The organism is Bradyrhizobium guangzhouense, from assembly GCF_004114955.1.
Lineage (GTDB): Bacteria > Pseudomonadota > Alphaproteobacteria > Rhizobiales > Xanthobacteraceae > Bradyrhizobium > Bradyrhizobium guangzhouense.
The window spans coordinates 6092159-6104044 of record NZ_CP030053.1 but is presented as its reverse complement, the minus strand read 5'-3'; the positions used below and the strand labels follow the sequence as shown (position 1 = coordinate 6104044).

Below are 11886 nucleotides of genomic sequence, written 5' to 3'. Positions count from 1 at the left end.
CGTCCGTTCCCTGCCCGCGAGGAGTACCCCATGGCCGATCCCGAAACGCCTGCCGCCAACCAGGGGCCCGTCACCATTTCCACCTCGAGCTCGGAGCGCGCGCCGATCATTTATTTCGACGGCGCGTCCTGCTTCGGCCATCACAACGGCGCGATCCAGATCGAGTTGGCCGCAAACCTGCTGATGCCCATCGGGGCCGCCGTCAGGGTCGACGTGGTCCAGACCGCGCATTTGCGCTGCAGCCCGGCCGCGGCGCTCGCCTTGCGCGAAGCGCTCGACAAGGCGCTGGCGATGCTCAAGCTCGGCCAGCAGCAGCCGGAGGAGGCGATTCCGGCGGTGAAGAACTGAGATCACAATTGGCCGGCCGAGGTTGCTTTGTATCAAGATGCAGCGGCACGTTGAGCCAGATCAATGACGATGGGGCACGCCAGCGTTACCTGAAAGGATACTCCTTTCCTGGAGCACGCCCATGCGTATCGCAATCGCTGCTGCGGCCGCCCTGATGTGGATGTTTGCTGCTACGTCGGGACGAGCAGCTTCCTTCGACCCCCACGGGAATCTTTGGGTCAGTTGCCATCCGGGATATTTGACGGGGCACGAGTTCAAGGGCGGCACCCACATTTACCGCTTCAAGGGGCAATGCGAGTTCGGCGGCAAGACGTGGGTTTCAAACCAGCCCTACTCGATTGAAGGGACTTGGGACGGCGAGCGCGCGAAGGAGAAGGTGGACTTTCCCGGAAACGGGGGCATCACCTCGGTGACGCTCTGCACGAATTTCTCAACCCAGGGAGTCCAATTGGTGGACCCATGGTTGGATTTCGCATTATGCAGTACCATATCTCGCAACAGGAGCGTCTCTTCAGGGGCGTCGGCGGCATTTCTGCTTCTGCTGGACCAGTGGGCCGCCCCCGATCCCCAAAGCGCGGCTTTTCTATCCGTGTTTCAGAGGCAGAGCCTTGCTCAAGAATTGCCGAAGGTACGGAGTATCGTGCGGCAGGCGAAAGTGGTCTACCCGCCGGACGGTTACGTGGCCAAGTTCGGCGAAAAGGTGAGCTTCCACGTTATCGCCGATCCGGCCGACCAGTTGAGGCTGATCGCCTCGTCCCCTCTGACAATCTTCGCACTCACCGCCAGCAAGCAACAGGGAAACGACGTCTATCTGCTCTATCAGCTTTTGACGCCTGGGGAGCAGTTCTACCAGTTTGGAAGTCCGTTCATCAATCCGAGCCCGGTGCGCAAGCTCATTGTCGGCAATCCCTGATATCCATCGCTCCGGCTGCTCCGTATCGGAGGCGTGAGGACATGCGGCAGCTCAGGCGTTGCTCACATGCACCTTCGGCTTCCGGCCGCCGTTCCACTTGCCCTCCAGCGCGCGCTCGATCTGGGCGGCGAATTGCAGCAGCAGGCCGTCATTGGCCTGCTTGGCGATCGCCTGGATGCCGAGCGGCAGGCCGTGATCCTGGTTCGCCAGCGGCAGCGAGATCGCCGGCATGCCGCAGAGGTTGCCGAGCGGCGTGAAGGCGAAGAAGCGCCAGAGATTGTCGAACCAGTCGATCACGTCGGGGTTGTCGGAGAGGGTGAGATATTTCCTGGTGCCGACCTTCGGCGTCGGCAGCGCCGTGATCGGCGTCAGGATCACGTCCCACTGCTCGAAGAAGCTGCCGAAGCTGCGTGAGGTCGTATTGAACACGGCCTGCATCTTGGCCCGGTCGGCAAAGCTGGTGTGGAGCCCGGCTTCCCAGATCCGGATGTTCATCGGCTCGATCAGATCTTCCGGTGGCCGCTCCAGCCCGCGCGCGGCCAGCATGTTGGAGATCACCACCGAAAAGTTCGAAATGTAGCAGGTGGTCTGCGCCGCGAAGGCAGCGCGGAAATCGAGCTCGGGCAGCGCGTAGTCGACGTGATGGCCGAGGCCTTCGAGGAAACGGCCGGTCTTTTCCAGCTCGGCCTTGATCTCGGGTGTCGCCGTGTAGTCGCCCCAGCTGTGCGACAACGCGATGCGCAGCTTGGACGGATCGCGCTTGATCATTTCGCTGTAAGGCTGCGCCGTGGTCCAGAATGGCATGAACTCGCCGGACGCCGGCCCGCGGGCATGATCGACGAAGGCCGCGGTGTCGCGCACCGAGCGCGATTGGCAGCCCTGGATCGAGACGAGACCGGTGAGGTCGGACATATGCGGCGCCAGCGAGAACACGCCGCGCGAGACTTTCAGGCCAATATTGCCGTTGACGCCGGCGGGAATGCGGATCGAGCCGCCGCCGTCGGTCGCGTGTGCAATCGGCACCACGCCGGCCGCGACCATCGCGGCGCTGCCCGCCGACGAGCCGCAGGTGGTGTAATCGGTATTCCAGGGGTTGCGGGTGACATAAACGGCGGGATTGTCGGCCGAAGAGCACACGCCGAATTCCGGCGTGGTGGTGCGCCCGATCAGGTTGAGTCCTGCCTGGCGGAATTTGCTTGTCAGGAAGGTGTCCGCCGCGGCGCGATTGCCGCGCATCAACAGCGAGCCCATCTCCTGCAGCCGGCCCTTCATGGTCGGGCCCAGATCCTTCATCAGGAAGGGCAGGCCGGCAAAGGGACCTGCGAGATTGGCACCGTCCTTGGCGGGATCGGCGATCACGTCATCGAACAGCTCGACCACGCCCGACAGCGTCGGATTGACCTTGGCCACGGCGGCGGCGGCCTGACGTGCCAGTTCCTTTGCCGTCAGCTCGCCCTTGCGGACGCGTCCCGCCAGGCCGACGCCATCGTGCTGCGCCCATTCGTTCCAGCTCATCGGCAAAGTCATCGACGTCAAAATCCTCGTGAATGGCGGCGCCACCTTTTTCGCAAGGGCCCGCCTGAATCAACTGAGCCGGCGCGAGGGGCAGGGTTGCGCCGGGCGGAGAGGTCGCGCTCTTTAGGACAAGCGTGCGATCACCGCAACCGGGCCGCCGCCGGCAGGTCCCTGGTGCTCGGCGCCGCCGGAGACGTACACCGCGCCGGTGCCGGCAAGGCCGCCGATCAGGCCGCCGACGGCCGCGCGGGCGTGGCGTGTCGAGCTGATGTCGGTGTCCTCGAGCATGGTGTGGCGGAGGCCGCGCACGGTGCCGTCAGGCGAAGCCTCGGCCTTGGCGAACACGTTGACAAGCTCGCGGCCGGCTTTCGCCTGCGCGCCAAGTCCGAGGCCAAGTCCGAGGCTAAGTCCGACGCTGTTCAGTGCCTCGGTCACGGCGGAAGCGTCGATGGCGTCGTTCATCACGGCGTGCCCGATCTCGAATTCACTGGCGGAGCTTTGCGAATTGCCGAGCACGATAACGACGTTGTGCATCAGCTCGATTCCGGACGAGGTCGAAGCGACCTTCGAGAACAGATCGTAACGCCGCAGCACGTCCTCATCGCGGACGTCAGCGGCAATTTCGCCAAGCGCGAGCGCAACCCCGAGCGCCGAGGCGCCGCGCGAATAGGCCATCGAACTGTAAGCGCTGATCGTCGCGGTCTTGTGGCCGCGGGCGGCGGCCGCCTCGACGCGCTCGCTGGTGAGCAGCGGGCATTTGATCTGGACGAAATGAACGTCGGCGGTATCAGTGATGCCGGCATCGTCCATCGCGGCCTTCACCGCTTTGGCGGTCTCGGTGATCTGGGCGGAGCGGCCGAGCTCCTCGGGGAGAAGATCCCGCGTCTGCGCCATGCCGATGCTCAGGCGCTTGCCCGAGATGCCCGCCGGCGGGGCCTCAACCTGCCGCCGCGTGAATACCGTGATGTGCGGGCTGAGCACGCCCTCGGTCCCGCCGGACATCACGAAGGCAATGCGCTGCTCGACCTCTTCGGGCATCAGGCCGAGCTTCGGCGCCAGCGCCGCGCACAGCGCCGCGACGGCATATTCCCGGGTGAAATCGTTGACGCCGCCATTGCCCTCGGTCTTGCCGAGGATGGCGAGAATGGCTGCCGGATCGATCGCGCCTTGCTCGATGAGCCGCATTAGTCCGGAGACATCGCCGGGGCCCTTGGTGGCGATCTTGAAAACGCCGACCGACGTGGTGCGCATGCATAGTCCTATGGAGTTCGGTGGTCCGGCGCGCCAACCAGCCGTGGAAGTGGGGCGGATGTCAAGGCTGTAGCCTGGATGGCGCGAAGCAATATCAGGGACAGCAAGCCCTGATCATCATTCCGGGCTCGCGCCAAGCGGCGCGCTCCGGAATGACGCCGGAGAGCAGAGCTTCCGTCGCCCCTGTTTCGCCTTCCTGTCAATCCCACCAGTCAAAAATATTCCACTTTACCGAAATTCGGATTTGTCGGATGCGAAGGCGTGCCTACGTCTACACACTCGCTGTCATCGCCCGGCTTGACCGGGCGATCCAGTAGTCCGAGACAGCAATGACTGAGCCGAGAAGCCACGGCGTACTGGATTCCCCGCCTTCGCGGGGAATGACTGCGCGTCCGGGACGCGAGCGCCAATAGCCCGCGCCATCCCCACGATTGTGGCGGGATCGCATCGGTTCGACAAAAAAATCCTCTGTCGACGGTTGCGCCCCGCACCTTGATGAATCAACCTTGGTTGGTCCATAAGCGGCGTCCCGCGGCCGGATTTCGGTTTGCGTCGCGTGCTTGGGAATAGAGAGGAAATCTCGCGTGGCAAATATCAACCAGAAAATTGCGCAGGAGCTTGGGGTTCGTGCGGAGCAGGTCGAGGCGGCGGTGACGCTGCTTGACGGTGGCGCCACGGTTCCCTTCATCGCGCGCTACCGCAAGGAAGCGACCGGTGCGCTCGACGACGCGCAATTGCGCACCCTGGAGGAGCGCCTGGTTTACCTCCGCGAGCTCGAAGACCGCCGCAAGGCCATCCTCGAATCGGTCCGCGAGCAGGGCAAGCTCGATGCCGCGCTGGAAGCCTCGATCATGGCGGCCGACAGCAAGGCGCGCCTGGAAGACATCTATCTGCCGTTCAAGCCGAAGCGCCGCACCAAGGCGGAGATCGCCAAGGAAGCCGGCCTCGAGCCGCTCGCCGTCAAGCTGATGGCCGAGCCCGGCAACGATCCCAAGATCGTCGCCGAAGCCTTCATCAACGCCGAGAAGGGTGTTGGAGATGCCGTCGCTGCGCTCGATGGCGCCCGCGCCATCCTGGTCGAACGCTTCGATGAAGATGCCGATTTGATCGGGGCCTTGCGCGAGGAGATGTGGACCAATGCGCGCATGGCTTCCAAGGTGCGCGATGGCAAGACAACCGAGGGCGAGAAATTCGCCGACTATTTCGACTTCTCCGAGCCGCTGACGAAACTGCCCTCGCATCGCATCCTCGCGATGTTCCGCGGCGAGAAGGAAGAGATCCTCGATCTTCAGATCCAGGCCGAGGAAGCGCCGCCCGCCGGCGTTCCGGGTGCCTATGAGCTGAAGATCATGAAGCGGTTCGGCATCGCCGACCTCAAGCGTGCCGGCGACCGCTGGCTGATCGACACGGTGCGCTGGGCCTGGCGCACAAAAATCCAGGTGCATCTCAACATCGATCTGCGCATGCGGCTGTGGAACGCGGCCGAGACCGAAGCCGTACGCGTATTCGCCTCCAACCTGCGCGACCTGCTGTTGGCCGCCCCCGCCGGCACCCGTGCCACCATGGGGCTCGACCCCGGCTACCGCACCGGGGTCAAGGTCGCCGTCACCGACGCCACCGGCAAGGTCGTCGATACCGCGGTGATTTATCCGCACGAGCCGCAGCGGCAGTGGAACGAGGCGCTCGCGATCCTGGGCAAACTTGCCATCAAGCACCGTGTCGAGCTGATCGCGATCGGCAACGGCACCGCCTCGCGCGAAACCGACAAGCTCGCGGGCGATCTGGTGAAGGGCCTCGCCGAACTCAAGATGTCCAAGATCGTGGTGTCGGAAGCGGGCGCGTCGGTCTATTCCGCCTCGGCCTTTGCCTCCGAGGAATTGCCCGGCCTCGACGTCACCTTGCGCGGCGCTGTCTCGATCGCCCGCCGGCTGCAGGATCCGCTCGCCGAGCTCGTCAAGATCGAGCCCAAGGCGATCGGCGTCGGCCAGTACCAGCACGATCTCGGCCAGGCCAAGCTCGCCAAATCGCTCGATGCCGTGGTCGAAGACTGCGTGAACGCGGTCGGCGTCGACGTCAACACCGCCTCTGCGCCGCTGCTCGCTCGCGTGTCGGGCGTCGGTTCGGGCCTCGCCTCGAGCATCGTCGCGCATCGCGACGCCAACGGCCCGTTCAAGTCGCGCAAGGCGCTGAAGGACGTGCCGCGCCTCGGTCCGAAGGCGTTCGAGCAGTGCGCCGGCTTTTTGCGCATCCTCGGCGGCGAAGACCCGCTCGATGCCTCGGGCGTGCATCCGGAAGCCTATCCGGTGGTGCGCCGCATCCTCGCGGCGACCAAGAGCGACATCAAGACGCTGATCGGCTCGAGCGAGATCGTGCGCACACTGAAGCCAAAGGATTTCGTCGACGAGACTTTTGGTCTGCCGACCGTCACCGACATCCTGAAGGAATTGGAGAAGCCCGGCCGCGATCCGCGTCCGGCCTTCAAGGCCGCGGTGTTCAAGGAGGGCGTCGAGGAGATCAAGCACCTCCAGAAGGGCATGATCCTCGAGGGCACCGTGACCAACGTCGCCGCCTTCGGCGCCTTCGTCGACATCGGCGTGCACCAGGACGGCCTCGTGCACATCTCGGCGATGTCGAAGAATTTCATCAAGGATCCGCGCGAGGTGGTGAAGCCCGGCGACATCGTCAAGGTGAAGGTGCTGGACTTCGAGGTCGCCCGCAAGCGTATCTCGCTGACGCTGCGCCTCGACGACGAGGTCGGCGCCAAGAAGGACGCCCCCGGCATGCAGCGCGACAATTCTCCGCGTAACCCGGCCCGCATGACGTCATCGGCGCCGCGCAAGCAGGAATCCTCCAGCGGCGGCGGCGCGCTTGCCGAGGCGATGCGCCGGGCTGCGGAGAAGAACAACGGCAAACGGGCGTAGGAATGGAGGAGCTCGTCTCAAGGCGAACTCCATCCAGGCCGTCATTGCGAGCGCAGCGAAGCAATCCAGACTATCTCCTCGGAAAGACTCTGGATTGCTTCGTCGCAAGAGCTCCTCGCAATGACGGGGAGAGAGCGTGACAAATTCCTAACTCCCGCGTCAGAATCTGGCGCCTTTGTAAGTTGAAGGAGCCTGTCGCTTCCTTTCATCTGAGCATCCTTGTGCGGCGCGGTCATCGCCGCACTGCAAGGAGGATGTGTCGATGAACAACGGGATTCTCAAAGGCCTCGCTGCAGTGGCGATCGCCGTAGCGACGGCGCTGGCTTCACCGGCGCTGGCCCGCGGTGGCGGCGGAGGCGGCGGTCACGGCGGCTTCGGTGGTGGTGGCCACTTCGCTGGCGGCGGCATGCACGCCGGCGGCTTCGGCGGCATGCATGTCGGTGGACCAGGCTTTGGCGGGGCTGGCTTCGCCCATGTCGGCGGAGCTGGCTTCAGTGGGCCTGGCCTCGGTGGCGCGCGCTTTGCGCATGCGGCGATCGGGCCGCGCTTCGGCGGCGGCTGGCATGGCAGGCCCTTCATCGGCCGTCACGCCTTCTTCTTCCACCATCACCATTTCCGCCGTTTCGCCGTGTTCGGCGCGCCCTATTACTATTCAAATTATTATGACGACGGCTGTTGGCGCAGGAGCTGGACGCCCTACGGGTGGCAATGGGTCAATGTGTGCGGGGACAATTGGTACTAGCATCGCCGGCCCGCACCATTGTCGCGATCGCCACCGGGTGGTTCCGCTCAGCCCCGGAACGGGATAATCTGGTGGCGATCGTCGCGCGGAGTTTGTCATGACCGGAGGCCATCGCCGCATCCTCGTCGTCGAAGACGATCCGGAAACCGCAGGCCAGCTCGTCGAGGAGCTGACGACCTCGGGTTATGACGTCGACCTCGCAGCGACCGGGCGCGAAGCGCTCAGCCACGGCATCGCGCGCGACTATGCCGTGATCACGATCGACCGCATGCTGCCCGACATCGACGGCATCGCCGTGATGCGGCAGATGCGCGACGACGGCGTTGCCGCGCCGTTCCTGATCATCTCCGCGCTCGGTGAGGTCGACGATCGCGTACGCGGCTTGCGCGCCGGCGGCGACGATTACCTCGTCAAGCCGTTTTCCTTCGTCGAGCTGCTCGCGCGCCTCGAGGCGCTCGGTCGCCGCAGCGAGACGATCGCCAAGGAAACCATCCTGCGCGTCGGCGATCTCGCCGTCGACCTGATCGCACGCAATGCCAGCCGCCGTGGCCGCAAGATCCCGCTGTTGCCGCGCGAATTTCAATTGCTCGAATATCTCGTGCGTAACGAGGGGCGCGTCGTCTCCCGCGCGATGCTGCTCCAGCACGTCTGGGACCTGCATTTCGATCCCTCCACCAACATCATCGACGTCTATGTCGGACGCGTCCGCCGCAAGGTCGACGATGCACAGGCCTATCCATTGATCCACACCATCCGCGGCATCGGATATTGCCTCCGTGCTCCTGGCTAACACGCTCCGGTCCTCGACCTTCCGCCTGGCGCTGATCGCGATCGCGATCTTCGGCCTGATCGTCGCGGCGATCATGGCCTATGTCTATTTCGGCACGCTCGCTTATGTGCGCAGCCGTGTCGGCGATGTCGGCGATCACTCCGGCTTCGTCGCGATGCTCGAACTGGCGATGGTCGCGGTGGCCGTGCTGCTGGTCGTGCTGTCGGGCGTCGCGGCCGTGCTGGTGACGCGGCGCACGGTCGGGCGGATCGAGGAGATCAACGCCACCAGCCGCGCCATCATGCTCTCGGGCCTCGACCGGCGCATTCCCTTGCGCGGCAGCCATGACGAATGGGACCGCGTCGCCGAAAACCTCAACCAGATGCTCGACCGCATCGAGACGCTGATGGGCGAGGTCAAGCAGGTCAGCGACAATGTCGCCCATGACCTGCGCACGCCGCTGACACGCATGCGCGGCCGGCTGGAAAAGGCCTATCATGCTCCGCGCAACGACGAGGCCGATGCCGCCCTGATCGGCGACACCATTGCCGACCTCGATGCGGTGCTCGGCATGTTCGCCTCGATCACGCGGATCTCGGAGATCGAGACCCGCGCCCGCCGCAGCGCGTTCCGCCCGCTCGATCTGGCCGAGATCGCCGGCGAGGTGGTCGAGCTCTATGATGCCGCAGCCGAGCAGGTTGCAACGCGCCTGAGCCTCACTGGCGATCGCGCGGTCGCCGTCACCGGCGACCGCGACCTGCTGTTCGACGCCATCGCCAATCTCGTCGACAACGCGATCAAGCATGGTCGCGCCGGCGGAAAGGTGACGGTGATCTGCCGCAACGCCGGTGATGGCGCGACGATCGCCATCGGTGATGACGGTCCGGGCATTGCCGCCGACCAGCGCGACCACGTGTTCAAACGCTTCTACCGGCTCGAGCAGAGCCGCTACACCCCGGGCAACGGCCTCGGCTTGAGCCTGGTCGCCGCGGTGGCGCGCCTCCACGGTGCCGAGATCGTGCTGCAAGACAACGCGCCGGGTCTGACGGTTCGGCTCAGCTTCCCGTCCGCGCTATAGCTCGATCACGCCGCGGCGCGCCGCGTGGGCCACTGCGTCGGTACGGCCTGTGGCATCCAGCTTGTCGAGCAGCGAGCCGACATGGAATTTCACGGTATGCACGGAGATGTTGAGTTGCCGGGCGATCATCTTGTTGGAGGCACCTTCCGCCATCAGCGCCAGCACGTCGAGCTCGCGCTGCGTCAGCACGATGTCTTCAGGCATGACACGCGGATCGCGGGCGACGATCGTCGCGTTGGCGGCCTCGCCGGGCGCGGCAAGCCGAAGCCCCGCGACACTGCCGAGCAGTGTCGCGAGGCGGTCGGCGAGGGCAGGATCGTCGATCTCGAGCGACAGCACGATCTCGGGCGTGGTGTCCGCGCTCACGCCTCGGGCCTCTCGCCGATCGTCACCCTGAAGCTCGCCGGCTCGCCGCCGCGGAGGACCGCGACATCGACCACGCGGCCGACGCTTGCGGGTGTCAGGGTCCGCAACAGCTCGCGCACGCCGGCGAGTTTTTGGTCGTTGACCGCCACGATCACGTCGCCCTGGCGGATGCCGGCCGCGGCCGCGGGGCCGGCCTTGTCGACGTTCATTACCATCGCGCCGATGCCGTCATCGAGCCGCAGCGGCTGCAGTCCGAGCCCGAGATATCCGCGCGCAATGCGGCCGCGCGTCTCGAGCTGGGCGGCGACGCGTTCGATCGTCGCTGCGGGAATCACCAGCACGCGCCTCGGTCCGAGCACGGCCATGCCAAAGGCCTCGCCCGAGGCATCGACGGCAAGGCCACCCTCCTGGTTCGGCCGCAGCCGAACATCGAGCTCGATCCGTGCGTCGATCTCGCCGCCGCGCAAGGAGCGCCAGCCCTGGCCTGAGACGGACACCATCCCCAGCGCCGCACTCTGCGCGTCCCTGTTGGTGGCGACCACGATCGAGAGCGCACCGAGAGCAGGCACAGTCGTGGCCAGCTTGACCGGCGCGATACCGGTATCAGCGCGCAGCAGGGCGATATCGGTCGTATGGTCGCGGCCCACGATCGTGGCCGCAACAGTGCTGCCGTCGGGAAGACCGATCTGGACATCGCCCTCATGGGCCAGTGCCTCGTCGGCGGTGACGATCAGGCCGGGCTTCCAGGCGAAGCCGGTCGAGCGGGAGCGATGCGAATGGACTGAGACCACGGACGGCGCGATGCGCGCCACGACATCCGCGAGCGCTGATGACAGCGAGGTGAGTGGGGTGAGGTCGGTCATGGAAGGCTCCTTAAGCTGCCCTCAATCTGGGATGTCCCGGCCGTCTGCGAAACTGGCCGGGTGGCCAGTCCTTAACCTCGTCGCAGCCGACGGACTTGTTATTAGGATCGCTCACGGGAACGTGTGGCAATCCCGAACCGCGCCGGACGGACTCCGCGTCAGCCACGGCAGCCTGATAGTCGGGTGCGGAGCGTCCCTGGAAACTGGTCAATGCCAAAGCCGCGGTCGCGCCGCCGTGCCGAGGACGTTGTCCCAGCGGTAGGAATAGCCGACGCCGACGATGTAGTCCGGCGAATTCCGATTGAGACCGAAGGCGAGGTGAAAATCGATTTGCTCGGTGCGGTTCAGGAGATAGCCGCCGCCGACATTGAGCAGCGCCGTGCTCGCGCCGCGCGACGGATAATCGCCGACATATTCGGCGAACAGCGCCAGCTTCTCGCCGACCTTCCGCTCGACCACGAAGGTCGCCTCACTGGTCTGGCGGTTGGTCAGATCCGATGGTCGGAAGAAGCTGGTGAACATGCCGCTGATGCCCCAGCCGCTGCCGAGCTCGTAGGACCAGGGGACTTGCAAATAGGGCTGAAGGCCCGCACCCGTGATCGCGGGAGTGCCGGTCGGCAGGTCGGCGCCTGCGACCACCGAGAGGTTCGCGGGCTCAGGCAGTCCCCTGACCTGCCATTTCACGGCGGGGACGACATTGGTAAAGCCGGTGTCGACCGAGCCGATCAGCCGCCCGACATAGCTCGGAACATCGACCAGCACTTCGAGGCAGGGCGCGACACCAAAGCGGAGGCGACTGTTGCTCCCGTCAAATCCCTTGGACGTACCCTGGCCGGACGTGTTGAGCCCGTTCTCGATCTGGATGCTGCCGCCAGGTACGACCAGGCTGGAATTGGTCACATCAGGACGGTCGGTCGCGATCTCGGATTGCGGCGAGGGGCATTCACCGGCCTCGGCCATGCGCGGGCCCAGCGCGACGACGAGGACGCCGACGCAACACAGCGAAGCCCGCCAACGCTGCAGGTCAGATCCCAAAACCACAAATATGCTCTTCGAACGTCGATCGCTTGCTGGCAATAAGACCCCATGCTAGCACGCGATGGACCACGCGCCTGCCAGA

At 65.2% G+C, this 11886-nt stretch carries 11 protein-coding genes; 6 read left to right on the top strand and 5 right to left on the bottom strand.

Translation table 11 applies throughout. The features are described from left to right. Positions 1 to 30: 30 nt before the first annotated feature. Positions 31 to 348 carry a hypothetical protein gene (locus XH91_RS29075; RefSeq protein ID WP_128953779.1) on the top strand — a complete coding sequence of 106 codons (318 nt, stop codon included), beginning with the start codon at positions 31 to 33 and terminating at the stop codon, positions 346 to 348. A gap of 121 nt (positions 349 to 469) precedes the next feature. Next, positions 470 to 1261, top strand: coding sequence for a hypothetical protein (locus tag XH91_RS29070; RefSeq protein ID WP_128953778.1), 792 nt, complete (start codon positions 470 to 472; stop codon positions 1259 to 1261). A gap of 51 nt (positions 1262 to 1312) precedes the next feature. Here XH91_RS29070 and XH91_RS29065 read toward each other — a convergent pair whose 3' ends face one another. Together XH91_RS29065 and atzD are read right to left on the bottom strand one after the other, a co-directional pair. Further along, a complete protein-coding gene (locus XH91_RS29065) occupies positions 1313 to 2788 on the bottom strand; it encodes an amidase (protein ID WP_164934026.1) in 1476 nt (491 codons plus the stop codon). 111 nt (positions 2789 to 2899) lie between these two features. Next, positions 2900 to 4027, bottom strand: coding sequence for a cyanuric acid amidohydrolase (gene atzD, locus XH91_RS29060; RefSeq protein ID WP_128953777.1), 1128 nt, complete (start codon positions 4025 to 4027; stop codon positions 2900 to 2902). A gap of 584 nt (positions 4028 to 4611) precedes the next feature. Here atzD and XH91_RS29050 point away from each other — a divergent pair. The 4 genes from XH91_RS29050 to XH91_RS29035 all read left to right on the top strand — a co-directional run bounded on the left by XH91_RS29050 (position 4612) and on the right by XH91_RS29035 (position 9537). Further along, complete coding sequence (locus XH91_RS29050; RefSeq protein ID WP_164934025.1) at positions 4612 to 6948, top strand: Tex family protein; 2337 nt, start codon at positions 4612 to 4614, stop codon at positions 6946 to 6948. 262 nt (positions 6949 to 7210) lie between these two features. Continuing rightward, positions 7211 to 7690, top strand: a complete 480-nt coding sequence (locus tag XH91_RS29045; RefSeq protein WP_128953774.1) for a hypothetical protein — start codon at positions 7211 to 7213, stop codon at positions 7688 to 7690. Positions 7691 to 7787: 97 nt separating this feature from the next. Then, complete coding sequence (locus XH91_RS29040; protein ID WP_128953773.1) at positions 7788 to 8480, top strand: response regulator transcription factor; 693 nt, start codon at positions 7788 to 7790, stop codon at positions 8478 to 8480. Further along, on the top strand, positions 8467 to 9537 hold the full coding sequence (locus XH91_RS29035) for a sensor histidine kinase (RefSeq protein WP_128953772.1): 1071 nt from the start codon (positions 8467 to 8469) through the stop codon (positions 9535 to 9537). The genes XH91_RS29040 and XH91_RS29035 overlap by 14 nt, the downstream gene beginning before the upstream one ends. On the opposite strand, the gene XH91_RS29030 is transcribed toward XH91_RS29035, so the two are convergent. From XH91_RS29030 to XH91_RS29020, 3 genes are all read right to left on the bottom strand, one after another. Further along, entirely contained in the window at positions 9532 to 9903 is a 372-nt protein-coding gene (locus tag XH91_RS29030; protein WP_128953771.1) for a response regulator transcription factor, read from the bottom strand. The two genes, XH91_RS29035 and XH91_RS29030, sit on opposite strands and share 6 nt — an antisense overlap. Further along, a complete protein-coding gene (locus XH91_RS29025) occupies positions 9900 to 10766 on the bottom strand; it encodes a S1C family serine protease (protein WP_128953770.1) in 867 nt (288 codons plus the stop codon). Before XH91_RS29025 ends, XH91_RS29030 begins: the two co-directional genes overlap by 4 nt. A gap of 207 nt (positions 10767 to 10973) precedes the next feature. Further along, entirely contained in the window at positions 10974 to 11807 is an 834-nt protein-coding gene (locus tag XH91_RS29020; protein WP_245477245.1) for a transporter, read from the bottom strand. Positions 11808 to 11886 lie beyond the last annotated feature (79 nt).

Coding starts and splice junctions, on each gene's coding strand:
- XH91_RS29075 (WP_128953779.1), top strand. CDS start 31: ATGGCCGATCCCGAAACGCCTGCCGCCAACCAGGGGCCCGTCACCATT.
- XH91_RS29070 (WP_128953778.1), top strand. CDS start 470: ATGCGTATCGCAATCGCTGCTGCGGCCGCCCTGATGTGGATGTTTGCT.
- XH91_RS29065 (WP_164934026.1), bottom strand. CDS start 2,788: ATGACTTTGCCGATGAGCTGGAACGAATGGGCGCAGCACGATGGCGTC.
- atzD (WP_128953777.1), bottom strand. CDS start 4,027: ATGCGCACCACGTCGGTCGGCGTTTTCAAGATCGCCACCAAGGGCCCC.
- XH91_RS29045 (WP_128953774.1), top strand. CDS start 7,211: ATGAACAACGGGATTCTCAAAGGCCTCGCTGCAGTGGCGATCGCCGTA.
- XH91_RS29040 (WP_128953773.1), top strand. CDS start 7,788: ATGACCGGAGGCCATCGCCGCATCCTCGTCGTCGAAGACGATCCGGAA.
- XH91_RS29025 (WP_128953770.1), bottom strand. CDS start 10,766: ATGACCGACCTCACCCCACTCACCTCGCTGTCATCAGCGCTCGCGGAT.